The sequence below is a fragment of the Kitasatospora sp. NPDC056731 genome (assembly GCF_040687675.1).
In the GTDB taxonomy this organism is placed as follows: domain Bacteria; phylum Actinomycetota; class Actinomycetes; order Streptomycetales; family Streptomycetaceae; genus Kitasatospora.
Genome location: NZ_JBFBNR010000018.1, coordinates 24,741 through 46,997, shown reverse-complemented (window position 1 = coordinate 46,997; position 22,257 = coordinate 24,741). Strand labels below are relative to the sequence as shown.

Annotated in this window: 25 protein-coding genes; 11 read left to right on the top strand and 14 right to left on the bottom strand. The window is 74.5% G+C overall.

Annotated features, from left to right (window positions below; all coding sequences use genetic code 11):
* Nucleotides 1-64: 64 nt before the first annotated feature.
* On the top strand, nt 65-589 hold the full coding sequence (locus tag AB0R04_RS20390; RefSeq protein WP_063346063.1) for a SigE family RNA polymerase sigma factor: 525 nt from the start codon (nt 65-67) through the stop codon (nt 587-589).
* A complete protein-coding gene (locus tag AB0R04_RS20385; RefSeq protein ID WP_363372985.1) occupies nt 576-1,436 on the top strand; it encodes a hypothetical protein in 861 nt (286 codons plus the stop codon). The genes AB0R04_RS20390 and AB0R04_RS20385 overlap by 14 nt, the downstream gene beginning before the upstream one ends.
* A 347-nt stretch (nt 1,437-1,783) precedes the next feature.
* Here the strand turns inward: AB0R04_RS20385 and AB0R04_RS20380 are convergent, their stop codons facing one another.
* Nucleotides 1,784-2,884 (bottom strand): chemotaxis protein, encoded by a 1,101-nt coding sequence (locus AB0R04_RS20380; RefSeq protein WP_363372982.1) that lies wholly within the window; start codon nt 2,882-2,884, stop codon nt 1,784-1,786.
* 310 nt (nt 2,885-3,194) lie between these two features.
* On the opposite strand from AB0R04_RS20380, the gene AB0R04_RS20375 reads away from it, so the two are divergent.
* The gene (locus AB0R04_RS20375; RefSeq protein WP_063346066.1) at nt 3,195-3,431 is read left to right on the top strand and encodes a hypothetical protein; all 237 of its coding nucleotides are present in this window, start codon (nt 3,195-3,197) and stop codon (nt 3,429-3,431) included.
* A gap of 41 nt (nt 3,432-3,472) precedes the next feature.
* Here AB0R04_RS20375 and AB0R04_RS20370 read toward each other — a convergent pair whose 3' ends face one another.
* The 3 genes from AB0R04_RS20370 to AB0R04_RS20360 form a co-directional block, all read right to left on the bottom strand.
* Nucleotides 3,473-4,993 (bottom strand): sigma-70 family RNA polymerase sigma factor, encoded by a 1,521-nt coding sequence (locus AB0R04_RS20370; RefSeq protein WP_363372980.1) that lies wholly within the window; start codon nt 4,991-4,993, stop codon nt 3,473-3,475.
* Between the two features lie 118 nt (nt 4,994-5,111).
* Nucleotides 5,112-6,155: a CAP domain-containing protein gene (locus AB0R04_RS20365; RefSeq protein ID WP_363372977.1), complete on the bottom strand. Its 1,044-nt coding sequence runs from the start codon at nt 6,153-6,155 to the stop codon at nt 5,112-5,114.
* Nucleotides 6,156-6,330: 175 nt separating this feature from the next.
* Nucleotides 6,331-6,798: a GNAT family N-acetyltransferase gene (locus AB0R04_RS20360; RefSeq protein WP_063346069.1), complete on the bottom strand. Its 468-nt coding sequence runs from the start codon at nt 6,796-6,798 to the stop codon at nt 6,331-6,333.
* A 213-nt stretch (nt 6,799-7,011) separates the two neighbouring features.
* Between AB0R04_RS20360 and AB0R04_RS20355 the strand changes: the two genes are divergently transcribed.
* From AB0R04_RS20355 to AB0R04_RS20335, 5 genes are all read left to right on the top strand, one after another.
* Nucleotides 7,012-8,553, top strand: a complete 1,542-nt coding sequence (locus AB0R04_RS20355) for an ATP-dependent DNA ligase (protein ID WP_363372975.1) — start codon at nt 7,012-7,014, stop codon at nt 8,551-8,553.
* Between the two features lie 194 nt (nt 8,554-8,747).
* Entirely contained in the window at nt 8,748-8,966 is a 219-nt protein-coding gene (locus tag AB0R04_RS20350) for a ferredoxin (RefSeq protein WP_363372973.1), read from the top strand.
* Nucleotides 8,967-9,144: 178 nt separating this feature from the next.
* Nucleotides 9,145-10,326, top strand: coding sequence for a cytochrome P450 (locus AB0R04_RS20345; protein ID WP_363373193.1), 1,182 nt, complete (start codon nt 9,145-9,147; stop codon nt 10,324-10,326).
* A 181-nt stretch (nt 10,327-10,507) separates the two neighbouring features.
* Complete coding sequence (locus AB0R04_RS20340; protein WP_159398310.1) at nt 10,508-10,672, top strand: hypothetical protein; 165 nt, start codon at nt 10,508-10,510, stop codon at nt 10,670-10,672.
* A gap of 100 nt (nt 10,673-10,772) precedes the next feature.
* Nucleotides 10,773-11,114 carry a hypothetical protein gene (locus tag AB0R04_RS20335; RefSeq protein ID WP_363372970.1) on the top strand — a complete coding sequence of 114 codons (342 nt, stop codon included), beginning with the start codon at nt 10,773-10,775 and terminating at the stop codon, nt 11,112-11,114.
* A 38-nt stretch (nt 11,115-11,152) separates the two neighbouring features.
* Here the strand turns inward: AB0R04_RS20335 and AB0R04_RS20330 are convergent, their stop codons facing one another.
* The 4 genes from AB0R04_RS20330 to AB0R04_RS20315 all read right to left on the bottom strand — a co-directional run bounded on the left by AB0R04_RS20330 (nt 11,153) and on the right by AB0R04_RS20315 (nt 13,048).
* Nucleotides 11,153-11,974 (bottom strand): hypothetical protein, encoded by an 822-nt coding sequence (locus tag AB0R04_RS20330; RefSeq protein ID WP_363372967.1) that lies wholly within the window; start codon nt 11,972-11,974, stop codon nt 11,153-11,155.
* 102 nt (nt 11,975-12,076) lie between these two features.
* On the bottom strand, nt 12,077-12,361 hold the full coding sequence (locus AB0R04_RS20325) for a DUF427 domain-containing protein (RefSeq protein ID WP_363372965.1): 285 nt from the start codon (nt 12,359-12,361) through the stop codon (nt 12,077-12,079).
* Between the two features lie 131 nt (nt 12,362-12,492).
* Nucleotides 12,493-12,729, bottom strand: a complete 237-nt coding sequence (locus tag AB0R04_RS20320) for a DUF6296 family protein (protein ID WP_063350858.1) — start codon at nt 12,727-12,729, stop codon at nt 12,493-12,495.
* An 82-nt stretch (nt 12,730-12,811) separates the two neighbouring features.
* On the bottom strand, nt 12,812-13,048 hold the full coding sequence (locus tag AB0R04_RS20315; RefSeq protein WP_350886016.1) for a DUF2277 domain-containing protein: 237 nt from the start codon (nt 13,046-13,048) through the stop codon (nt 12,812-12,814).
* A gap of 156 nt (nt 13,049-13,204) precedes the next feature.
* Here AB0R04_RS20315 and AB0R04_RS20310 point away from each other — a divergent pair, with 156 nt between their 5' ends.
* Nucleotides 13,205-14,419: an MFS transporter gene (locus AB0R04_RS20310; protein WP_363372961.1), complete on the top strand. Its 1,215-nt coding sequence runs from the start codon at nt 13,205-13,207 to the stop codon at nt 14,417-14,419.
* On the opposite strand, the gene AB0R04_RS20305 is transcribed toward AB0R04_RS20310, so the two are convergent.
* From AB0R04_RS20305 to AB0R04_RS20295, 3 genes are all read right to left on the bottom strand, one after another.
* Nucleotides 14,416-14,964, bottom strand: a complete 549-nt coding sequence (locus AB0R04_RS20305; RefSeq protein WP_063346077.1) for a gamma carbonic anhydrase family protein — start codon at nt 14,962-14,964, stop codon at nt 14,416-14,418. The two genes, AB0R04_RS20310 and AB0R04_RS20305, sit on opposite strands and share 4 nt — an antisense overlap.
* 77 nt (nt 14,965-15,041) lie before the next feature.
* On the bottom strand, nt 15,042-16,244 hold the full coding sequence (locus tag AB0R04_RS20300) for a serine hydrolase domain-containing protein (RefSeq protein WP_363372958.1): 1,203 nt from the start codon (nt 16,242-16,244) through the stop codon (nt 15,042-15,044).
* A gap of 197 nt (nt 16,245-16,441) precedes the next feature.
* Entirely contained in the window at nt 16,442-17,008 is a 567-nt protein-coding gene (locus tag AB0R04_RS20295) for a DJ-1/PfpI family protein (protein WP_063346079.1), read from the bottom strand.
* A 256-nt stretch (nt 17,009-17,264) separates the two neighbouring features.
* Between AB0R04_RS20295 and AB0R04_RS20290 the strand changes: the two genes are divergently transcribed.
* Both AB0R04_RS20290 and AB0R04_RS20285 read left to right on the top strand, forming a co-directional pair.
* Nucleotides 17,265-17,813, top strand: a complete 549-nt coding sequence (locus AB0R04_RS20290) for an alpha/beta fold hydrolase (RefSeq protein ID WP_363372956.1) — start codon at nt 17,265-17,267, stop codon at nt 17,811-17,813.
* Between the two features lie 31 nt (nt 17,814-17,844).
* Entirely contained in the window at nt 17,845-18,429 is a 585-nt protein-coding gene (locus tag AB0R04_RS20285; RefSeq protein ID WP_363372955.1) for a hypothetical protein, read from the top strand.
* Nucleotides 18,430-18,437: 8 nt separating this feature from the next.
* On the opposite strand, the gene AB0R04_RS20280 is transcribed toward AB0R04_RS20285, so the two are convergent.
* From AB0R04_RS20280 to map, 3 genes are all read right to left on the bottom strand, one after another.
* Nucleotides 18,438-18,734: a hypothetical protein gene (locus AB0R04_RS20280; protein WP_363372952.1), complete on the bottom strand. Its 297-nt coding sequence runs from the start codon at nt 18,732-18,734 to the stop codon at nt 18,438-18,440.
* A 68-nt stretch (nt 18,735-18,802) separates the two neighbouring features.
* Nucleotides 18,803-21,220, bottom strand: a complete 2,418-nt coding sequence (locus tag AB0R04_RS20275) for a transglycosylase domain-containing protein (RefSeq protein ID WP_363372950.1) — start codon at nt 21,218-21,220, stop codon at nt 18,803-18,805.
* Nucleotides 21,221-21,401: 181 nt separating this feature from the next.
* Entirely contained in the window at nt 21,402-22,169 is a 768-nt protein-coding gene (gene map / locus AB0R04_RS20270; RefSeq protein ID WP_063346084.1) for a type I methionyl aminopeptidase, read from the bottom strand.
* Nucleotides 22,170-22,257: the final 88 nt, after the last annotated feature.

The window sequence follows — 22,257 nt, the reverse complement described above, 5'->3', positions numbered from 1 at the left end:
TCGCGGCCCAGCAGGCCGCCACGGCTGACAGGGACGGCACGGACACCATGGCGGGGACGGCGGGATGAGGGATGGCACACCGGACTTCGAGGAGTTCGTCTCCGCCTGCGGCCCGAAGATGCTGCGGGTGGCCTGGCTGTTGACCGGCGACCCGCACCAGGCCGAGGATCTGCTGCAGACCGCGCTCGCCAAGGTCTGGCCCAAATGGGACCGGATCTCCATCGACCGGCCCGAGGCCTACCTGCGGAAGGTGCTGGTCAACTGCAACGTCTCCTGGTGGCGCCGCCGCTGGACCGGCGAACTGCCGCACGGCGAACTGCCGGAGCCGCCGCCGGCCAGCGCGGACCCGTACGAAGGGGTGGTGCTCGGAGAGGTGGTCGCCCAGGCCGTCCGTGCCCTGCCGCCGCGCCAACGGGCCGTGGTGGTGCTGCGCTTCTTCGAGGACCTCAGCGTCGAGGAGACCGCCGAGGTCCTGGGCTGCAGCACCGGCACGGTCAAGAGCCAGACGCACCGCGCGCTCGCCGCGCTGCGCGGCCGGCTGCCGGCCCGGGAACTGCTGCTGGCGGGGGGACCTCGTGATCGGTACTGACCTGCTGGACCCGGACGACCCGAGGCCGGACGGCGGTGAGGGCGAGGATGAGCTGCGGATCCTGCTCCACCAGGCCGTACCGGAGCTCGCCACGCCCGAGGACCGGATGGAACGGGTGCGCGCCCGCGCCATCGGCACCCAACGCCGACGGCGGGCCGCCGGGCTCGGGGCCGGACTGACCGCCGGGCTGGTCGCCGCGGCGCTGGCCGCCGCGCCCGCGATCGCGCCCACGCCGGAGCGGGGGGTGGCGGCGGCGGGGCCGAGTGTGGCGGCCGGACCGGCCGAGACGGTGCCGGGCGGGGAGCCGCCCGTTCCGACGGCCGGCGCCGGCGCCAGCGCGACACCGACCATGGCGCCGACGGCCAGGTCGCAGGTCCACTTCCCGTCGTACCCGAACGTGGCGCTCGACCTGCCGAGCGGCTGGTACAGCCAGAGCACCTTCAGCGGCGACCCCCGGAACGGCATCGGCTACCTGGCCAACGGGCCGATCGGCCCCGTGTCCCCCTGCCGGACGGCGGGCATCGCCTGCCCGGGCGACACGCTGTTGCCCGTCGGCGGCGCCCTCCTCACCCTCCGGTTGGTGGACCAACCGGACCTGGTCGGGAAGTTCACCACCTCATCGGCCGTCACCTCCGACATCGCGCTCGACAAGGAATGCCTCACGCTCGGCGGCACCCGGGAACTCATCGGCCACCGGGCCGTCGCCCGGACCGGCACGCTGGTGCTGATCCAGCTGACGGCCTGCATGCGGGTGCCGTCGCACGTGACGATCCAGCAGGTGCAGCAGGTGCTGGACTCGATCCGGGCCGCCGAGGGGAGCAGTCCCTCGCCGACCACGACCCGCTGAGGACCGTCCGGGCCGCGCTGGCCGCCCCGCGTTCAGTGTCAGTGGCTCCTGCTAGCGTCCCGAGCACGATCAGAGAACGGGGGTCCTCTCATGGGTGGCGAGCGGCGACGGGCAGATGCCGGGGGCTGCGACCGGTGGACGGCGTGGTGGTACGGCGAAGGTGGCGTGGCGGCCCTGCGCGGTGCGGACGCCCTGCCGATCACCGGCGGGCTGATACCCGGGGTCTGGTCTCTCTCCTCGGGTGCTGCCGGGCGGGCGTTCCACCGGTCCTGACGCGGCCGGGACACGGCGGTGCGGGCCCGGCGGCCGTTGCCGGGCCCGCACCGGGCGGGTCAGTACCGGGCGGCTCAGTACCGCAGGACGGCCGCGATGTGGCCGCGGGCGTCGAGTTCGCCGGTGGGGACGAACTGCACCTTGGCGCCGGTGTCGAGGGCGCGCTCCACGATCTCGTCGACCATGTCCTCGCGGACGTCGGGCTCACCGGCCGCCGCCGGGACGAGGTGGTTGTCCGTCACCCGGACGGGCTGCCAGTAGTCCTCCTCCACCGCGACCAGCGCGGCGCGGCCCTCGGCGACGGTCTGCCAGACCTCGTCGATGCCGGCGGCCAGGCCCTTCACACCCTGGGCCTGGTCGAGGCGCTCGTGCAGCTCGGTGACGGCCTTGCTGCCCTGCTCGGCGACCGTGGACCGGACGGCCTCGGCCACCGCGGCGGCGGCGGCATGGCCGAGGCCGCCGCGCGAGACCTGGGCGGTGGCCCGCTTGGCGGCGGTGCCGACCTCGTCGAGCAGGGAGATCGCGGCGGCCTCGCCGAGCACGTACAGCGGGCGGTTGTCGGTCTCCAGCACGGCGGCCAGCGCGGTGTCGGCCGAACGCAGGAAGCGGCGGGTCTCCTCGTCGCGGAAGGTGCTCGGTACGTCCCCGATCCGCTCCTTGCGCTCGACGTCCCAGTCCGGCGGGACCTGGTCGAGCGGGAAGGCGGCACTCGTGTGCTCGGCCAGGTGCGCCCCGCTGCCGCTGAACAGGGCGACCCGGTCGGCGGCGACGGTCAGCACCCAGTAGGGCGCACCGGCGGTGTAGGCGGAGACCAGGTTGCGGGTCAGGAAGGTCTCGGACAGCACGACCCGGGCGGGCACCGGGCGCGGCAGGGACCACACCTGGTGCTCGCCGGGGGCGGCGTAGATCACCAGGCCGTCCTCGGCGTGCACGAGGTCGACCTCGGTGAGCGCGCGGTCCAGCTGCTCGACGACGTCCAGCCGGTCGGCCCGGCTGACCGCCTCGTCGGCGTGCAGCCGGTTCTTCGCCTCGGCGACGAGATTGCGCAGGCGGACCGGGTCCTGGGTGTTGTCGGGCTCGCTGCGGTGGGTGGGCAGCAGAACGGAGACGGCCGGGTAGCGCCGGGGGCGGCGCAGCTCGGCGAGGACGGCTGGCGTGAGCTCGGCTGCGTGCATCGGGTGCCCTTCGTGTCGCGGTGGGGGGTCCTGGTCGATGAGACCGACGTCGATGAGACCGAAAGTGTGGTGATTCAACCGATTTGCCGGAATCATTCCCGACCCCTCCCCATCCCACCGCCCTCCCACGCCTCCCGCCACCGGAAAAGGCCCGGGGCCCGGCAGCCCGTCCGGCGCCCGCGGTGCCGCCGTTCGGCCGACCGGCCGTCACCGGGCTGCGGCTGTGCCACGGCCCCGGCCGCACGGCCACGGACGAGGGAATCCGCCGCCGCCCTCGTAACCCGCCCGGCGGATCGTCGTTGGACCCGCCATGAAGAAGCGCAGCATGCTCGCCGTCGCCTCGCTCGCCGTGGGTTTCGTGGCCTCGCTCACCGCACCGAGTGCGCACGCCAGTGCCGTCGGGGGGCAGGACGGAATGTCCGGGTCGCTGACCAGTGCGCCGGACGCGTTGCCGGGGCAGGTCGGGGACGCGGGCGGCGTGGTCGGGGAGGCGACCGGGTACGTAACGGGCTCGGCCGACGGACTGGTCGGGGTCACCCCCGCATAGCTCGCAGCAGCGGGGCGTCAGGGCAGCGGGGCGGTACGGCGTCAGGGCAGCTGGGCGCCGAGGTCCTGGGTCCAGTAGACGCCGGCGGGGCCGGTGGCCAGACCGATGCCGACGTCCTTGAAGCCGCAGTCCAGCATGTTGGTCTGGTGGATGCCGCCGTCCATCCAGTGGGCGACCACCGCGGCGGGGGACGTCGGGCCCCGGTCGAGGTTCTCGCCCCACTGGGACCAGCGGTAGCCGACGGCGGTCAGCCGGGCGTCGGTCCGGACACCGTCCGGGTTGACGTGGTCGAAGAAGCCGCGGGCGACCATGTCGTCGGCGTGCTTCTGGGCGGCCGTGTGCAGTCGGGGGTCGATCCGCAGGGGGGCGCAGCCCACCTTGCCGCGTTCGGCGTTGACGAGGTCGACGAGCTGGCGCTCCGGGCTGGGCGGCGGCGGGGCCACCGACCGGGTGGCGGTGGGTGACGGCGTGGCCGTCGCCGTCTCGCTGGGGGTCGGCGTGGGCGTGGCCGCCAGGGTGACCGGGGCGGAGGCCGGGGTCGCGGTGGGCACCGGGGCGGCGGGAGCGGCGACCGGGGTGGTGGGTTCGGGGGCCACCTCCAGCGGGGTTTCGGCGGGGTGCGACCAGACCAGGGCGAGGGTGGTGACGGTCACCACCGCCACCGCACCGCTCGCCAGGACGGCCTTGCGCGCGGCCGTCCCGGCCCAGCCGCCGTGGGTGCTCGCGGCGGTCGGGGCGGCGGTGGCAACGGTGGCCGCGGTGTGCTGGAAGTGCAGCAGCGCGGGCGAGCCGAGCGGGATCGGCACCAGGGCGAGGCCGGCCAGCAGCCCTTCGGCGGGGAAGAGGTCGCGGCCGAGGCGGTCGCAGGTGGCGCAGCCGCGGATGTGGCGGGCGATGCGCTTGCGCCACACGGAGTTGGGGGTGCCGTCGAAACCGGTGGTGACGTCGGCGAGTTCGGGGCAGCGGGGGTAGGCGCCGAGGGCGCGGACGACGATCCGGCCGGCTTCGAGCTGCTTCTTCATCCGCTGCACGCGGACGGCGGTGTGCTGCGGGGTCAGGTCGAGGGCTTCGGCCAGTTCGGCGCGGGTGAGTTCGCCGCTGGCCTCCAGCCACCAGAGGGCGAGGAGTTCGCGGTCGTCGGGGTCGAGCCAGCGGGTGGCCTCGGCGACTTCCCGGCGCTGGCCGGAGAGGCCGAGGCGCAGGACGGTGAGGTCGGTGAAGTCGGCCCTGGGGTCGGCGAGTTCCCAGGTCTCGTCGAGGCCGCCGACGGTGGGCTGCTGCTGGCCGGCAGCGTGGCGGCGACGGATCTGGTTCATGGTGATGGCGACCAGCCAGGAGCGGAAGGACTCCGGCTCGCGCAGCCCGTCCAGGCCGTCCAGGGCGCGGATCATGGTCTCCTGGGCGACGTCGTCGACGTCGGCGTGACCGTCCAGGGCGCGCCCGGCGACGTTGTAGACGAGCGGCAGCCAGGCGGCGACCAGCGCCTCCTGGGCCTGCCGGTCGCCCGCCTGGGCCGCGCGTACCAGGGTGGTCCCGGTCCTGTTCTGCACGTCAGCGTTCATGGTCCGCACTCCGTCTTGCCGTGTTCCGTCCGCCGCTGCCTCCTCGGAGACCTGTGGTGAGTGATCAGATAACAACAATTTGCGCGGAATCGGAAAACGGGCCCTGCCGGAGGGCCGGTCAGGCCGGGGCGGCGAAGACCTGGGTCCACCAGGGGCCGCCGGAACCGGTCCGCACACCGACCCCGAGCTGCTTGAACGCGCAGTTCAGGATGTTCGCACGGTGACCGGGGCTGTTCATCCAGGACTCCATCACCGCGGCCGGGTCCTTCTGGCCGCGGGCGATGTTCTCGCCCCAGGTGCTCCAGCGGTAGCCGGTCGCCTCGATGCGGTGGTCGGCGTGGTCGCCGTCGGGGCTGGCGTGGTCGAAGTAGTTGCGGTCCGCCATGTCGTCGCTGTGCGACTGGGCGGCGCTGGCCAGCCGGGGCTCGGCGCTGACCGGGCCGCAGCCGGCCTTGGCGCGTTCGACGTTGACCAGGTCGACGACCTGCTGGGCGGAGGAGGGCGCGGCGCCGCCGCCGACCGGGGTGGGCACCGAGGCGCCCGTAGGGGCGGGGGCGCCGGTGCGCTGCGCGGCGGCCGGGGTGCCGGTGGGCTTGGCGGGAGCGGGAGCGGTCACGGGCGTGCTCGGGCCCGGCTTCCCGGTGGCCGTCGGGGTCGGCGTCGCCCTCGCGGTCGCCGGGGCCGTCGGGGACGCCGGGGCGGCGGGGGTGGTCGCGGCGGCACTGGCCGGAGCCGACGCCGGGTCGGTGGCGGCCGAGGTGGCCGGGGTGGCCGGCGGCGCGGCGACGTCGGGGCCCGCTCCCCCGGCGCCGGGGACCTGGATGCCGTCGTGGGTGCCGGCCTCGGCGGCTATCAGGGCGGCGTCCGCCGCCATCGCCTGGCCGGTGGTGTCCCGGTCGGCCTGCTTGCCGCCGTAGGCCGCGTAGCCGGCGCCGACCAGGGCGGCGAGCAGTCCGGTGCCGGCCACGGCGGCGGCGACGGCGGCGACCGGGCCGACCGGACCGCGCCGTCGGGCCCGGCGGCCCCGGCCTCCAGGGCGTTCCGTGTGCCGCTGGGCGGCCCGACGCGCGGCGCGGCCGCCGGGTCGGCCGGAGGCTCCGCTCCGTGCACCGCTCTCGGCACCGATCGCCGGGAGGATGGTCGTCCTGTCGTCGCTGTTCACGTGCCCACGCTTTCTGTCCGGGTCGGCGGGTCGGGTGCCGACACCTGGGAGACCGCCCGGCGGCGCGCCGATAACAGAAAGTCCGAACGAATGTCCGGCGGCAGGATCACGGACCCGCCGCGACCGCACCCTGGGCCCGCTCCCGAGGCACGACCTCAGGCCGCCCGGACACGGGTCACGGGGCGTCCGGGGCCATGTCGTAGGTGACGAACATGGTCCGGGTGGCGACCTGGTCGTACTTGCTGCGGGCGCGGTGGTTGTCGTCGGCGGTGATCCAGCGGACGGTGTTCCAGCCGCGCTCGGCGGCGATCGCCCGCAGCCGGGCCAGCAGCTGGTCCACCGCGCCGCCGCCGCGCACCTCGGGCGCGACGAACAGGTCGTCGAGGAAGCCGCCGACGGCGCCGTGCAGGGGGCGGGCGAACGGGCGGTAGTGGGCGAGTCCGACCGGCGTGCCGTCGCCGTCGCGGACCAGCAGGCCCTCCAGTTCGTGGTCCGGGTCGTGGAGCCAGGACCAGACCAGTTCGGCCTTCTCCTCCGGCATCGGCACCCGGTAGAACGCGCAGTAGCCACGGAAGAGTTCGCGCCAGGCGGGGTAGTCGGCGCGCTCCGGCGCGCCGACGCTCCAGCGGGTCGTGGTGGTCAACTCGGTCTCCCTCGGTCGGGCGGGCCCGGGGTCGCCGGGCCGCGGTGTGGCGCCAGCATGACGGGCCATCGGCTCCGCGCCGAACTCCACCACGGCCAAGACCGGCCGCCCGCGCACTCCACTCCGGCGCGGTACGGGCGCGCCGCCCGCCGTGCGCCGGCCGGTCGGGTGGCCGATCCTGGACGCCCGGCCACGCACCACCCGAGGAGCGCCATGCGGCTGCGGCACCTGGCCCAGACGTCCCGCGCCGTCGCCGCCGAACCCGGACGGCGGGCCAAGACGGCGCTGCTCGCGGACTGCCTGCGCGCACTGGGCCCGGCCGAGGCCCCGGCGGCGGTGGGCCTGCTGTCGGGCGAGTCGCAGCGGCTGCGCACCGGCGTCGGCCCGGCGGGCCTGCGCGACCTGCCGCCGCCCGCCGCCGAGGCCTCGCTCGGCGTCCGGGAGACCGAACGGGAATTGGAGCGGATTGCCGGGGTGCACGGGCCCGGCGCGCAGGCCGAACGGCGGCGGCTGCTGGCCGGGTTGTTCGCCCGGGCGACCGAGGTCGAGCAGGCGTTCCTGCGCGCGGTGCTGGTCGGCGAGCTGCGCCAGGGCGCGCTCGACGCGCTGGTCGGCGACGCCGTCGCCCAGGCCGCCGGGGTGCCCGCGGCGGCGGTGCGCCGGGCGCTGATGTTCCGTGGCTCCGCCCGGGCGGTGGCGGAGGCGGCGCTGACCGGCGGGGCGCCCGCGCTGGCCGCGTTCCGGCTGGAGGTTGGCCGGGCGGTGCGGCCGATGCTGGCCGCCTCCGCGCCCGACGTGGCCTCGGCGCTGGAGCGCACCGGCCCGGCCGCGCTGGAGTGGAAGCTGGACGGCGTCCGGGTGCAGGTGCACCGGGACGGCGCGGAGGTCGCGGTGTTCACCCGCGGCCTGGACGACATCACCGCGCGCGTCCCCGAGGTGGCCGAGGCGGCGCTCGCGCTGCCGCTGCGCTCGGCGGTGCTGGACGGCGAGGCGATCGCGCTCGGGCCCGACGGGCGGCCGCGCCCGTTCCAGGAGACCGCCGCGCGCACCGCCTCCCGGCGGGATCCGGAGCGGCTGCGCGCCGAAGTCCCGCTCAGCGCCTTCTTCTTCGACCTGTTGCACCGGGACGGCGAGGACCTGGTGGACCGCCCCGGCCGGGAGCGGTGGGCGGCGCTGGACGAGGCGGTGCCGGAGGGCCTGCGGGTGCCCCGCACCGAGACCGGGGACGGCGAGCGGGCACTGGCGTTCTTCCGCGAGACCCTGGCCCGCGGTCACGAGGGCGTCCTGGTCAAGGACCCGGCGGCCGGGTACGCGGCCGGGCGGCGCGGCGCCGGCTGGATCAAGGTGAAGCCACGGCACACGCTGGACCTGGTGGTGCTGGCCGCCGAGTGGGGCAGTGGCCGGCGGCGCGGTCTCCTCAGCAATCTGCACCTGGGCGCCCGGGCGGCGGGCGAGCCCGGGCTTGGCCCGTGGGTGATGCTCGGCAAGACCTTCAAGGGCCTCACCGACGAGACGCTCGCCTGGCAGACCGCCGAACTCCTCGCCCGCGAGAGCGGGCGGGACGACTGGACGGTGCGGGTCCGGCCGGAACTGGTCGTCGAGATCGCCTTCGACGGTCTCCAGCGCAGCCCCCGCTACCCGGCGGGGCTGGCCCTGCGGTTCGCCCGGGTGGTGCGCTACCGGCCGGACAAGGGCGCGGCCGAGGCCGACACCGTCGCCACCGTCCGGGAGATCGCCGCCGCCGAGGGGCTGTGAGCCGCCCTTTGGCGGAGTAACGTCAATTTCAAACCCCTTTGCGGCGGCGCTGGACCGGCTCCGAACCGAATCGGCCATTCTGGACGATCCCCGCATCGCCCCTCCGTGGACGCAAGGGTGGCGGTTAGGTTGGCAATGACAACGAGAGGCGGCCGCCGGACGCCCGGCGCCGCACTGGCGAGAGGTGCTCGACCATGAAGGTGAGCGTCGACCGGGACCGCTGCTGCAGCTCCGGGATGTGCGTCCTGAACGCTCCGGAGATCTTCGACCAGGACGAGCAGGACAGTCTGGTGATCCTCCGTCAGACCGAGTTCAAGCCCCCGCAGTTCGCCGTGCTGAGGCTCGCCGCCGAGCTCTGCCCGGGCGGCGCGATCACCGTCACCGAGGAGGACTCCGCCGAGGACGCCAGCTGACGCCCCCACCGGCTCCCGACGGCCCCCTGCCCGCGCCGACCCCGGCCACCGTTACGACCGCCGCTCCCGGCCGCCGTCGCGCGAACCGTCGACCCCGGCGCCACCCCACCCACCCGAGGACATTGCGACGCAAGGAGACCCCACCTTGACGAGCACACCCACCGCCCGGACCTTCCCGATGCCAGCCCCGCGCGACGCCGGCTGCCCGTTCAGCCCGCCGCCCGCCTACACCGAGGCCGCCGCGACGGCGCCCATCACCCGTGCCGCCCTGCCCGACGGCGAGTCCTGCTGGCTGGCCACCGGCTACGCCGAGGTCCGCACCATCCTGTCCGACCGCCGCTTCAGCGCGGACGCCCGCCACCCGGGGTTCCCGATGCTGGTGCCCGGCCGCCGGGAGGCCCTCCTCGCCAACCCGAGCTTCCTGCGGCTCGACGACCCCGAGCACGCCCGGCAGCGCCGGATGGTCACCGGCGATTTCCTGGTCAAGCGGGTCGAGGCGATGCGCCCCGGCATCCAGCAGATCGTCGACGAGGCGCTCGACCGGATGACCGACGGCCGGACCGAGGCCGACCTGGTCGCCGACTTCGCGCTGCCCGTCCCCTCGCTGGTGATCTGCCTGCTGCTCGGCGTCCCGTACGAGGACCGGGACCGCTTCCAGGGCCTCAGCCGGACCCTGCTCAACAAGCACAGCTCGGCCGAGGAGGTCCAGGCCGCCTCGGACGAACTGCGCGAGTACCTGGGTGGTCTGGCCGCCCGCAAGCGGGAGGAGCCGGGCAACGACATACTCAGCCGGCTCGCCGTCCGGGACGACCTCACGCCGGACGAGGTCGCCACGACCGGCATCCTGCTGCTGATAGCCGGGCACGAGACGACCGCGAACATGATCTCGCTCTCCACCGCCCTGCTCCTCGACCAGCCCGAGCAGATCGCCAGGCTGGCCGACCCGGCCGCGCTGCCCGGCGCCGTCGAGGAACTGCTGCGCCACCTGACCATCGTGGACCACGGGCTGCCCCGGGTCGCCTTGGAGGACATCGAGCTGGGCGGCACCGTGATCAAGGCCGGGGAGGGCGTGATCGCGCTGATCTCCACCGCCAACCAGGACGAGGAGATGTTCGGCGGCGCCGACCTGCGGCCGGCCGACGAGCTCGACCTCGACCGGGACGCCCGGCGGCACATGGCCTTCGGCTTCGGCGTGCACCAGTGCCTCGGGCAGCCGCTCGCCCGCGCCGAGCTCCAGATCGCCCTGGCCACCCTGTTCCGGCGGCTGCCCGGCCTGCGGCCGGCGGCCACCGGGGAGGGCCGGAAGTTCCGCTCGGAGGCGTTCATCTACGGAATGCGGTCGCTGCCCGTCACCTGGTGACGGCCGTCGGACGGAGGGCGGGGCCGACCGGCGACCGGCGACCGGCGACCGGACAGGGTCTAGGCCGTTCGGCTGGCCCCGGGGCCGGGGCGGGGGCAGGCTGGGGGGTGAGAGACAGACCCGGCCCTGCCGCACCCCGGCTCGGAGCGCGCCCGGACCGGCCGAGGAGACGGAGCCCGCCATGACCGACATGAGCGAACGGGCCGAGATGAGCACGGACCGTGACGAGGACGTCCGCGCCGCGGATCCCGAAGAGGGCATCACCTCGATGCAGAACCTGCACGCGCAGGACACCTCCCAGGCGGAGGGCGAGCCCACCCTGGAGGAGTCCGGTCCGGACCGCTGAACAGCTGTGAGCACCCGACCGCCCGGTGGGACCGGGCGGTCTTCGCGACCGCAGGTGTCGCTGCCCGGACAGCGGCTCACCGGCGGGGGAGGATAAGCGCATGACCGAACACGATCAAAACGGCAGGCAGGCCCGACCGCCCGTCGACCCGCGCACGTCGTGGGCGACCTGGACCACGCAGTCGATCATCAGCGGCCCCGGCGGGGTCACCACCACCGAGATCGGCCCCATCTCCGGCGACCTCACCGTGCACACCACCTGGGTGGACGGCGAGGCCCGGCTCACCGTCCAGTACTCCGGCGCGCTGGACTGGTACACGGTGACCGGCAGCCCCGTCCCGGCGGCCGACGAGACCACCGCGCGGGCGATACACCAGGCGATGGTGAACGGCGTCAAGGCCGGCCGGGGCGCGGCCGCCCCGGCCCCGCCGGACAGGCTCTAGCCAGGAGCCCCCCGCCGGACAGGACCCAACCAGAAACCTCAGTCCCCCGGGACGACCTCGCCCCGCACCGCCGGCGCCGCGGCGGCCCAGTAGGCGCGGTCGACCGGGGGACGCGCACGCAGGTCCGCGCGGACCTCGCCGGCCAGCCGGCGGGTGTCGCGCCGGTTGACGGTGGCGCCGATGCCGGCGCCGACCAGCAGCGGGGTGAGCGACGGCAGGCGGCGCAGCGAGCTGCGGGTGAGCCGGCGGCTGAGCTGCTGGCGCACCTCCGCCCCGAGCGCCAGGGCGGCGAACCCGGCCGGCCGGGACAGCAGCCTCGCGTCGATCCCCCGGCGGTTGGCCCAGGCGCTCAGGTAGGCCCCGGCCCGCTGGGTGACACTGCCCGGCGCCCGGGCGCCGTAGACCTCGTGCAGTTCGGCGATCAGCTTGATCTCCACGGCCGCGACGGCGAGCGTCTCGGCCGCGATCTCCACCGGCATCGCGGGCGGCACCGGCAGCATCGCCGCCGCGCCCACGCCGGCGCCGAGCGCGCCGGAGGCCCGGGCCGCGCCGGTGACCAGCAGGTCGGCCAGCGCCTCGGGGTCGGCCGCGCCGGGGTGCTGGGCGCGCAGCGTGGCGAGGTCGCGCACGGGGATCCGCGGCGCGGCCTGCACCAACTGCTCGGTGAGGGCCCGGCCGCCGAACGCGGCACCCTTGGCGGCGACCCGGCCACCCCGGCCGAGCAGGTGGGCCACGTTCGCCACCAGGGCCCGGCCGCGGCCACGGCCGGCCCGGTACTCGGCGATCTGCCACTCGCCCTCGGGCTGCTCGGCCTGCTCGACCAGTTCGGCGAGCTCGCCGGCCAGGCCGGCGTCGGGCACGGCAGCAGGGGTGGGGGCGGGCTCGGGGGCTGGCCTGGAACGTCCGGGTTTACGGAAGACTGCCATGGATGTCCGGTACCCCCTCCGCCCCCGGGGTACGCCCTACCCGGTGATCTCGACCCCGCGCCAGAACGCCACCCGGCCGCGGATCTCCTCGGCCTCCGGCTTCGGGTCGGCGTAGTACCAGGCCGCGTCGGGATTGGTCCGCCCGTCCACGTCCAGCGTGTAGTAACCGGCGGTACCCTTCCAGCCGCAGACGGTGGTGGTGTCGGACGGACGCAGGAATTCGGTCCGGACGGATTCGACCGGAAAGTAGTGGTTGCCCTCGACGACGACGGTCTCGTCGCTCTCGGCGACGACGGTGCCCTGCCAGCGCGCTGTGGTCATGCCGCCGATTCTGCCCCAGGGGCGGACGGCACCCGGGTGGTTCGCGGAAATCGTCCGCGGATGCCGGACGGCCAGGACGGCGGTCAGGGCAGCGGTCAGGGCAACGGCCAGGGCAACGGTCAGGGCAGCCGTCAGGGCAGCGGCTCGGCGTGGACCGGCAGGTGCGGGGACTGGTGGCCGCCGCTGGCGAGCATCCGGACCTCGCCGGCGTTGCTGATCTCGGCACGGACGATGCCGCTGGCGTCCTCGTACACCGGGTGTCCGCCCGGGCCCGTCGCGCTGGTGCGGACGACCACGACGACGTCCTGCGGGGCCTGGGTGCCGGGGGTGCCGGGGAAGGTGAGCACGTAACGGTTCGCGGGGGTCATCTCCATCTCCTGTCCCGATTGTCCCGATCTCCTGGTCCCGATGCGCGGCCGCGGTCGGCGGGCCCGCCGAACGGCGGTCGGCCTACGCGGTCGCCTCGGCGGCCCGGGCGGGCGCGCCGCGGACCTCCAGCTCGGTGAGCAGCCGGGCGGTGGCCTCGGCGACCGCGTCCACGGCCCGGTCGAAGGCCTCGCGGTTGTGCGCCGCCGGGGCGCGGAACCCGGACACCTTGCGGACGTACTGCAGCGCGGCGGCGCGGAAGTCGTCCTCGTCGGCGTCGAGCGTCACCGGCGGGCGCAACGTCTTGATGTTGCGGCACATGCACCCAGTCTCGCGCGTGGACGCCGTACTGGCGACCCCCTCCCGTCACACGCACCTCACGGCGGCGTCATCCGGCCGGATTAGGATGCCGGACGAACGAATCCCCCCGTCCCGCCGCGCCTCCCCGTCCGCGGGCGTCACCCCGGAGTCACCCCCTTGCCTCTCGCGCTGCTCGCGCTGGCCGTCACCGCGTTCGCCATCGGCACCACCGAATTCGCCGCCATGGGCCTGCTCCCCCAGGTCGCCGACGATCTGCACGTCTCCATCCCGCAGGCCGGCTGGCTGATATCCGCGTACGCGCTGGGCGTGGTCATCGGCGCCCCGCTGCTCACCGCGCTGGCCTCCGGCCGGCCGCGCAAGGCGGTGCTGGTGGCGCTCGCCGGGCTGTTCGCCACCGGCAACCTGCTGTGCGCGCTCGCACCGGACTTCTGGACGCTGGCCGCCGCCCGGCTGGTCACCGGACTGCCGCACGGCGCGTTCTTCGGGGCCGGCGCGGTGGCCGCGGCCGAACTGGTGGCCCCCCACCGCCGGGCCCGGGCGGTGGCCGTGATGTTCTCCGGCCTGACCATCGCCAACATCGTCGGCGTGCCGGCCGCCACGCTGCTCGGCCAGCACCTGGGCTGGCGGGCGACCATGCTGGTGGTCGTCCTGATCGCCGCCGCCGGGACGCTCGCCATCGCCCGGCTGGTGCCGTCGCTGCCCTCCCCCGGGCAGGCCGGGCTGCGGCACGAGCTGCGGGCCTTCCGGGACGGGCAGCTGTGGCTGGCGCTGGCCACCGTGGTGTTCGGCTGCGGCGGCTTCTTCGCCTGCTACAGCTACATCGCGCCGCTGCTCACCGAGGTCTCCGGGTACGCCACCGGCTCGGTGACGCTGGTGCTGGCGCTGTTCGGGGTGGGGATGACGATCGGCAACGTGATCGGCGGGTTCGCGGCCGACCGGGCGCTGCGCCCGACGGTCTGCGCCGCCTTCGTGCTGCTGGCCGCCACCCTGGCGCTGTTCGCGGTGACCGCGCACGCCCGCTGGTCGGCCGCCGTCACGGTGGTGCTGATCGGGCTGTTCGGCTTCGCGATCGTGCCGGCGGTGCAGACGCTGGTCCTGCAGAAGGCGCGCAGCGCGCCGACGCTGGCCTCGGCGACGGTGCAGGGCGCGTTCAACCTGGCCAACGCGCAGGGCGCCTACTTCGGCGGGCTGGCCCTGGACGCCGGGTTCGGCTGGACGGCGCCGACCCTGGTGGGCGCCGGCCTGGCCGCTGCGGGCGCGCTGATCGCGGTGCTCGCCTGGGCGGCCGACCGGCGCCGGCCCGTGCCCGCCGCACCCGAGCGGGCCGCGGCGGCTCCGGCCACGGCGGCTCCGGTCGGCGTCCAGAATTAGGCCTGGGGCTGGGGCTGCGCCAGGGGTTCGAGCTCGCGGTGGGCGGCGGCCAGCAGCAGGTAGCCCTCGCCGTTGGCCTTGATGCCGGCCTTCTCGTCCTCGGTCAGCTCGCGGCGGACCTTGGCCGGGACTCCGGCGACCAGCGAGCCGGGCGGCACCCGCATGCCCTGCGGCACCACCGCGCCCGCCGCGACCAGCGAACCGGCGCCGATCCGGGCGCCGTTGAGCACGGTGGCGTTCATCCCGACCAGGGCGTCGTCCTCGACCACGCAGCCGTGCAGCACCGCGTTGTGCCCGACCGAGATCCGCTCGCCGACCACCAGCGGGAAGCCGGGGTCGGCGTGCAGGGTGCAGTTGTCCTGGATGTTGCTGTCCTGGCCCACGGTGATGGACTCGGCGTCGCCGCGCAGCACCGCCCCGTACCAGACGCCCGCGCCGGGGCCGATCGTCACGTCCCCGACCACGACGGCGTTCGGTGCGAGGAAGGCGCTCGGGTCGACGGTGGGCGCCTTGCCCCCGACTGCGGCGATCAGCGGCTCTGCCATGTCTCGTCCTCCTGGTGGCGGTCGGCCGTTCCTGTCGCCGGACAGCGTAGGGGGCGGTCCGACCCGCGGCACCCGCCCTACCCCTGCCCGCCGCAGACGCCGGCGTTCACCACCCGCTGCCAGGCGGCGAGGGCCGCGGCCGGATCCGGCGTGTCGTAGAAGGTCGTGCTGTTGGCGAACTGGCGCTTCCCGTCGAGCGAGCCGAGCATCATCGTGCTGTAGCCGGGGATCCCGCCGGCGTGGCCCCAGAACGCGCCGCACGGGGTGTCCACCCGCTGGAGGCCGAGCCCGTAGGCCTGGCCCCCGCCGTGGGCGGTGGTCTTCTGCATCTCGGCGAGTTCGGCGGGGCGCAGCAGCCGGCCGCCGAGCAGGGCGCGGATGAACGTCGTCAGGTCCGCGGTGGTGGAGATGCCCGCGCCGGAGGGGCCGGCCATGGAGGGGTTGAGCGCGGTGACGTCGGCCGGGCCGCTGTCGAGCTTGAGGTAGGCGTGGGCGTGCGGGCCGGGGATGGCCGGGGAGTAGAGCGGCATCGAGGTGCCCGTCAGGCCGAGCGGGCGGATGATCCGGCGTTCCACCTCCTCGTTCCAGCCGTGGCCGGTGAGGTGTTCGATGATCAGTGCGACCAGGGCGTAGTTGGTGTTGGAGTACTGCCAGTCCTGGCCGGGGCGGAAGGCGGGCGGGTACTTGTCGGCGAGGTCCACCTGGTCCTGCGGGCTGTAGGACGTGTAGCGGCCGGTGTCGAGCCAGTTCTGGTCGTAGGAGTTGAAGGCCTGGTCCTGGGTGTAGTCGGCGACGCCGCTGGTGTGGTTGAGGAGTTCGCGGACGGTGATGTCCGCGCTGTTCGGCACCGCGCCGGGCAGCAGGCTCTCCAGGCGGTCGTCCAGTCCCAGCCGTCCCTCGCCGACGAGTTGGAGCAGCACGGTGGCCACGAAGGTCTTGGTGGTGCTGCCGATCCGGAAGCGACCCGCGGGGTCGGCGGGGGTGTCGGCGCCGAGCCGGGCGACGCCGCCGGCGGCGCGGTGGACGAGCCGGCCGTTCTCCCGTACGCCGGCGAGGGAGGAGGTGGCGACGTTCTTCGCGGTCAGGTCGGCGAGGGCGGTGTCGAGGGCCGTCCAGTCGGCGCTGCGGTCGCTGGCACTCGCCGGGCGGGCCGCGTCCTGGGCGGCGGCGGCCGGGGCGAGCGCGGCGATCAGGCCCGCGCCCGCGAGGGCCGCGACGGCGGCGCGCAGGGCCGGCCCGCGTCGGCGGCGCGGGGTGGTGGCGGCTGGGTCGGTGGTCATGACGTCCTCCCTGGTCCGGCCGGCAGGGCTGTCAACCTCCGCCGCTGCCATGGTCTTTGACACCATGGCAGGGCGGCTGCGGGGCGGTCGTCAGCCTCCGGGGCGGCGCGTCTGCTACCTGGGGAGGGGCGTGACCCTGACGGGGTCCCGGAGCCGCGCCCCCGAGACGGGTCGGGGGCGCGGCGGGCCGGAGCGGGTCAGGAGGCCGGTGCCTTGGTGCGCAGGATCTCGATGAACGCGCGCAGCCACGCCGGGTGGTCGGGCCAGGCGCGGGCCGAGACGACCACGCCGTCCACCACCGCCTCGCCGTCGACGAACTCGGCGCCCGCCGCCTTCACGTCCGGTGCCAGCGCCGGGTAGGCGGAGCTGCGGCGGCCGGACAGCACCCCGGCGGCGGCGGTGATCAGCGGGCCGTGGCAGATCTGCGCGACCGGCTTGTCGCCGGCGAAGAAGTGCTGGACGATCCGCTGCACGTCCGGGTCGTTGCGCAGGTACTCGGGGGCGCGGCCGCCGGGGATGACCAGCGCGACGTAGTCGGCCGGGTCGACGTCGGCGAAGGCGAGGTCGGCGGGCCAGGTGTAGCCGGGCTTCTCGGTGTAGGTGTCGTAGCCGTCGACGAAGTCGTGGACGACGAACTGGAGTCGCTTCCTGGTCGGGGCGGCGATGTCGACCTGGTAGCCCTCCTCGCGCAGCCGCTGGTACGGGTAGAACACCTCCAGCGACTCGGCGGCGTCCCCGGTGACGAGCAGGATCTTCGATGTCATCGCCGACATCCCTCCACATGGTCGAGCGTCCGACACGGCGTGGACCCCGGCCGGTGGCCACCGGCCGCGGGCCCGGACCAACCTCCCGCACCGGCCGCGCCGTTGGCAACAGGGCGCACCGGGCGTACTGCGGCGCGTCACCGGGCGTACGCGCCCGCCGGGGGCCGTGCGCTCCCGGTCACCGCCCGGCTGCGGGCCGCGGCTGCCCGCGTCCTAGACTCCTGCTGCCCGCCACGACCGCACACCGGAGGAGCCCATGCCGGACCGCACCACCTACCTCGTCCTGCCCGGCTACCAGGACTCGGGCCCCGAGCACTGGCAGACCCGCTGGGAGGCCGCCGAACCGGACGCCTTCCGCCGGGTCCAGCAGGCGGACTGGGACCACCCCGACCAGAGCCACTGGATCGCCCGGGTGGACGCGGCGGTGGCCGAGGCCGCCGCCGACGGGCCGGTGGTGCTGGTCGCCCACAGCCTCGGCTGCGTCACGGTGGCCCGCTGGGTGGCCGCCGCACCCGCCGGGCGGACCGCCGCGGTGCGCGGCGCGCTGCTGGTCGCCCCCGCGGACATCGACACCGCCGAAGTCCCGGAGCTGACCGGCTTCCGCCCGGTGGCCCTGGCGCCGTTCCCGTTCCCGGCCGTGGTCGTCGCCAGCACCGACGACCCGTGGGTCAGCCCCGAGCGGGCCCGGCTGTTCGCCGGGGCCTGGGGCGCCCGGTACGTCGAGCCGGGCGCGTACGGGCACCTCAACTCGGGCTCCGGGCTGGGCGACTGGCCGGAGGGCCGCAAGCTGCTCGCAGAGCTGTGACGCATCGGACGGGGGGACGATGAGGAACCGGATGCCGAAGGGCAGGCGCGCCCTGGTCCGGCTGCTGCTGGCGGGCGGGGCGGCCGCCGTGCTGCTCTACACCGAGGGGCAGTGGGAGAGCCGCTCGGGCGGGCTGATGCTGGTCGCCGACCTGCTCAACCGGCCCGAGCTGCTGCTCGGCGCGGCGCTGGCCGCGCTGATCGCCGCCGCCTGGCTGGGCGACCGGCGCACCGCCGTACGGACGGCCACCCGGGCGGTCACGGTGACGGCCGGGGTGGTGTTCCTGCTCGGCGTGCTGGCCGCGCACAAGGTCTCGGCGGCCGAGACGCGCAGCCGGGAGACCGCCCCGGCCCGGCCGGAGCTGGCGCTGGTCGTGGTGCACCGCTCGTACGCCACCGCGCCGAAGGACAACGACGACTGGCAGGTGCTGCTGGAGGTCGGCGCGGGCTGGTCCGGGCGGCGCTGGTCACTGGCCCAGATCGGCCGGGCGCCGGACGACGCCCGGCTGGTGGAGGCGAGTTGGACCGGCCGGGACCAGATCACCGTGGTCACCGACTCCTACCGGCGGGTCTTCAACCTGGACCAGGACACCGGCGAGCCGGTCGAGGCGCGGTAGCGTCCGCGCTACGGCAGCCCCACCGCGTGGGCGAGCAGGGCGAGCAGCGCCGCGTTGCCCGCCGCGCCCACGGCGGTGGCGGACAGGAAGCGGGCCGCACTGCCGTCCGGGAACGGGTTGACGACCATCGCCGGCAGGAAGCCGGGCATCGTCCAGACGACGGCGGTCCACTGGCGGACCCCGTTGGCCGCGCTGGTGCCCGCGCGCAGTTCGCGGGCGGCGGCGAGCCCGATCACCAGGTACCCGGCCAGGTAGCCGATCGAGGGCCAGAACACGGCGGGGACGCCGAGGATGCTGTGCGGCATGGCACCCATCGTCCGCCGCCGGGCCGCGGCCCCGCCTGAGTACGGGTACTCAGGCGGGGCCGGGCGGTTCACTGGTCCTGGTTGTCGCCGGGGTCGGCCGGCGCGGCGGGGGCCAGCGGGGCGGACTGCCCGGACTGCCCGGACTGCGTGGACGGCGCGGAGCGGCCGACCGGACTGTTCGGGTTGAGCGGGCCGACCGGGTTGCCCGTGCTGCCCGGGGTACTCGCGTTGCCCGGAGTGCTCGCGTTGCCGGGGCTGCTCGGGTTGCCGGGGCTGCTCGGGCGCTGCTTGCCCGAGCCGCTCCCGCAAGTGCCGGTCGGCGAGCCGCTGGGGGTGGCGCAGTTCGGGTCGCGCTTGGGCGGGTCCGGGATGTAGACCGTCGGGAACTCCTTCTCCGGCATGTCCCGGACGGCGTCGCTCATCGCCTGCTCCCAGATCGGGCCCGGGCCGGTCGCGCCGAAGACCTCCTGCTGGTAGTGGCCGCCGATCCGGATGTTCTTCATCGGCACCTTGGTGCCCGGGCTGCCCAGCCAGACCGAGCCGGCCAGGTTGCCGGTGTAGCCGGTGAACCAGGCCGACTTCTTCTCGTCCGTCGTCCCGGTCTTGGCCGCGATCTGCCGGCGGTCGTCCAGCCTGAGGTCCTTGGCGGTGCCCTTCTCCGTCACGCCGAGCAGCACGCTGTTGATCACGTCGGCGGTGTCCGTGGACATCGCCTCGGTGCACTTGGCCGGGCTCACCGGGACGTCCTTGCCGTCCACCGTGGAGATCTTGTTGATCGCCAGCGGCGCGCAGTAGGTGCCGCGGGCGGCGAAGCTCGCGTACACGTTCGCCATCGTCAACGGGCTCACCTCCTGGGTGCCGAGGCCGAGGGCGGGCAGCTCCTGCAACGGGTCACCGCTGGCCTTGCCGGTGACGCCCAGCTTGTTGGCCATCTGCTTGACCGCGCAGAGCCCGATCTCCTGCTCCATCTGCACGAAGTAGGTGTTCACCGAGAGGGCCATCGCCTCCTTGAGCTCGTACGGGCCGACCTCGCGCGCGCTCTCGTTCGGGATGCTGCCCTCCTTCTTGCCCTTGCTCAGGTTCTTCCAGGTGCCGTCGCAGGTCCTCATCGTCGGCCAGTCCATGCGGTTGGGCGAGTCGTACCGCTGGGTGGGCGGCAGGCCGGCCTCCAGGGCGGCGGCGGCCACGATCGGCTTGAAGTTGGAGCCGGGCTGGAAGCCGATGCCGCCGCCCATCGCCGCGTCCACGTTGTAGTTGACGACGGTCTGGTTCTTCTCCTTCGCCAGACCGTAGGGGCGGGTCTGCGCCATCGCCAGGATCTTGCCGGTGCCGGGCTCGACCATCGTCATCGCCGCCGAGACCGGGTCGGTCACGTACACCTGCTCGGAGACGGCGTTCTGGGCGGCGGCCTGCTTCTCCGGGTCCAGCGTGGTGTAGATGTTGAGGCCGCCGGTGTCCCACAGCTTCTTGCGGTCGGCGACGCTCTTGCCGAACACCGGGTCCTGCTTGACCACGTGGCGCACGTAGTCGCAGAAGAAGCCCATGCCGGCCTGGGCGGTGATGCAACCGTTCTGCGGGTCCCGGTACTTCAGGCCCAGCGGGGCGGCCTTCGCCTCCTTGGCCTGGTCCGCGGTGATGTGCTTGTTCTCGACCATCTTGTCGATGACGGTGTCCCGGCGCTTCTGCGCGGCCACCGGGTGCAGCTTCGGGTCGTACTGGGACGGGTTCTGCACCAGCCCGGCGAGCATGGCCGCCTCGGGGAGGGCGAGGTCCTTCGCGTCCTTGCTGAAGTAACGCTGGGCGGCCGCCTGTATGCCGTACGCCTGATGGCCGTAGAAGGTGATGTTCAGGTAGTTGGTGAGGATCTGATCCTTCGTCAGGTCCTCCTCCAGCTTGATGGCGTACCGGAGTTCCTGGATCTTGCGGCCGAGCGTCTTGCGCTGCGCCTCCAGGACGGCCACCGGGTCGTCGCCGGCCTTCTCCACGTTGACGTTCTTCACGTACTGCTGGGTCAGCGTCGACGCGCCCTGGACGGCGGCGCCGCTCTCCGCGTTCTTGGTGATCGCCCGCAGGATGCCCTTGAGGTCGACGGCGCCGTGCTCGTAGAAACGGGCGTCCTCGATGTCCACCTGCGCCTGGCGCATCAGCGGTGACATCTGTTCGGCGGGTATCACCGTGCGGTCCCGCTCGTAGACCTTGGCGATCAGGCCGCCCTTGGCGTCGAAGACCTGAGTGGCCTGCGTCAGCGCCGGCGCCTTGAAGTCGTCGGGGATGCTCTCGAAGCCCTCGGCGCTGCTCTTGGCCCCGAGCCCGACGGCGCCCGCCGCGGGAAGGATGAGGCCGGCCAGCAGGACACCGCCGAGAGTGCAGCAGCCGAGGAACGTGACCGTGTGACCCAGGAATCCGACCGGGGTCTCACGGCGCCGCGGGCGCGGCACCCAGGTGTCGCCCGCGTCCGGGGCAGGTATGCGGCTCTTCGGTGACATAACTGGAACACTACGGCCGCGAATACCGTGCCAGGGCAGGGTGTTGGCGAAGCTTTGTCACAAATCCGCCACAGATTCGGCTCATTCCAGCCGGTCGGACGGGCGCCCGGGTTCGGACAAGGACCGTTCGCCTACGGCCTGTTGCTCCCGCCCGGATGCGCACCCGCCCGCAATGCTCCGGCTACCGGAGGGTCAGGACGCGCGGGCCGTCCTCGGTGATGGCGACGGTGTGCTCGATGTGCGCGGCGCGGCTGCCGTCCGTGGTGCGCAGCGTCCAGCCGTCCGGGTCGGTGCGGTAGTCGCCCCGGCCGCCCGCCGTCAGCATCGGCTCCAGCGCCAGCACCAGGCCGGGGCGCAGCGGGTAACCCCGACCCGGGCGGCCCTCGTTGGGCACGTGCGGGTCCTCGTGCATGCTCCGCCCGATGCCGTGCCCGCCGAAACCTTCGAGCAGGCCGTAGCGCCCGGCGCGGGCGACCTTGCCGATGGCGTGCGCGATGTCACCGATCCGGTTGCCGACCACGGCGGCGGCGATCCCGGCCTCCAGGGCGCGCCGGGTGGTGTCGATCAGCGCCGCGTCCTCGGGCCGGGCGGCGCCGACGGTGAAGCTGACGGCGGAGTCCCCGGCCCAGCCGTCCAGGAGGGCGCCGCAGTCGATGCTCACCAGGTCGCCGTCGCGCAGCCGGTAGCCGCCCGGGATGCCGTGCACGACGGCGTCGTTCACCGAGGCGCAGATGACGGCCGGGAACGGCACGGGCGCGAAGGACGGCCGGTAGCCGAGGAACGGCGAGGTGGCTCCGGCCGCCCGCAGCACGCCGTGTGCCACCTCGTCCAGCTCCAACAGGCTGACGCCCACGGCCGCCGCGTCCTGCACGGCGGCCAGTGCGTCCGCCACCACCCGCCCGGCTTCGCGCATCGCGTCCAGGGCGGCGTCCGACTTGATTTCGACCATGGTGGGTCGTCTCCCCTCGATCCAATTCTTATACCGGTATTTGTATCACGGTCGGAGGTGGGGCGGCCGCGCGGCCGGACGGGAGCAC

Excerpts from the sequence above, each read along its gene's own strand:
- map (WP_063346084.1), bottom strand. The coding sequence starts at position 22,169 with ATGGTCGAAATCAAGTCGGACGCCGCCCTGGACGCGATGCGCGAAGCC.
- AB0R04_RS20275 (WP_363372950.1), bottom strand. The coding sequence starts at position 21,220 with ATGTCACCGAAGAGCCGCATACCTGCCCCGGACGCGGGCGACACCTGG.
- AB0R04_RS20315 (WP_350886016.1), bottom strand. The coding sequence starts at position 13,048 with ATGTGCCGCAACATCAAGACGTTGCGCCCGCCGGTGACGCTCGACGCC.
- AB0R04_RS20380 (WP_363372982.1), bottom strand. The coding sequence starts at position 2,884 with ATGCACGCAGCCGAGCTCACGCCAGCCGTCCTCGCCGAGCTGCGCCGC.
- AB0R04_RS20285 (WP_363372955.1), top strand. The coding sequence starts at position 17,845 with ATGCCGAAGGGCAGGCGCGCCCTGGTCCGGCTGCTGCTGGCGGGCGGG.
- AB0R04_RS20390 (WP_063346063.1), top strand. The coding sequence starts at position 65 with ATGAGGGATGGCACACCGGACTTCGAGGAGTTCGTCTCCGCCTGCGGC.
- AB0R04_RS20295 (WP_063346079.1), bottom strand. The coding sequence starts at position 17,008 with ATGACATCGAAGATCCTGCTCGTCACCGGGGACGCCGCCGAGTCGCTG.
- AB0R04_RS20305 (WP_063346077.1), bottom strand. The coding sequence starts at position 14,964 with ATGGCAGAGCCGCTGATCGCCGCAGTCGGGGGCAAGGCGCCCACCGTC.
- AB0R04_RS20340 (WP_159398310.1), top strand. The coding sequence starts at position 10,508 with ATGACCGACATGAGCGAACGGGCCGAGATGAGCACGGACCGTGACGAG.
- AB0R04_RS20280 (WP_363372952.1), bottom strand. The coding sequence starts at position 18,734 with ATGCCGCACAGCATCCTCGGCGTCCCCGCCGTGTTCTGGCCCTCGATC.
- AB0R04_RS20375 (WP_063346066.1), top strand. The coding sequence starts at position 3,195 with ATGAAGAAGCGCAGCATGCTCGCCGTCGCCTCGCTCGCCGTGGGTTTC.
- AB0R04_RS20335 (WP_363372970.1), top strand. The coding sequence starts at position 10,773 with ATGACCGAACACGATCAAAACGGCAGGCAGGCCCGACCGCCCGTCGAC.
- AB0R04_RS20320 (WP_063350858.1), bottom strand. The coding sequence starts at position 12,729 with ATGACCCCCGCGAACCGTTACGTGCTCACCTTCCCCGGCACCCCCGGC.
- AB0R04_RS20345 (WP_363373193.1), top strand. The coding sequence starts at position 9,145 with ATGCCAGCCCCGCGCGACGCCGGCTGCCCGTTCAGCCCGCCGCCCGCC.
- AB0R04_RS20290 (WP_363372956.1), top strand. The coding sequence starts at position 17,265 with ATGCCGGACCGCACCACCTACCTCGTCCTGCCCGGCTACCAGGACTCG.
- AB0R04_RS20350 (WP_363372973.1), top strand. The coding sequence starts at position 8,748 with ATGAAGGTGAGCGTCGACCGGGACCGCTGCTGCAGCTCCGGGATGTGC.
- AB0R04_RS20370 (WP_363372980.1), bottom strand. The coding sequence starts at position 4,993 with ATGAACGCTGACGTGCAGAACAGGACCGGGACCACCCTGGTACGCGCG.
- AB0R04_RS20355 (WP_363372975.1), top strand. The coding sequence starts at position 7,012 with ATGCGGCTGCGGCACCTGGCCCAGACGTCCCGCGCCGTCGCCGCCGAA.
- AB0R04_RS20300 (WP_363372958.1), bottom strand. The coding sequence starts at position 16,244 with ATGACCACCGACCCAGCCGCCACCACCCCGCGCCGCCGACGCGGGCCG.
- AB0R04_RS20325 (WP_363372965.1), bottom strand. The coding sequence starts at position 12,361 with ATGACCACAGCGCGCTGGCAGGGCACCGTCGTCGCCGAGAGCGACGAG.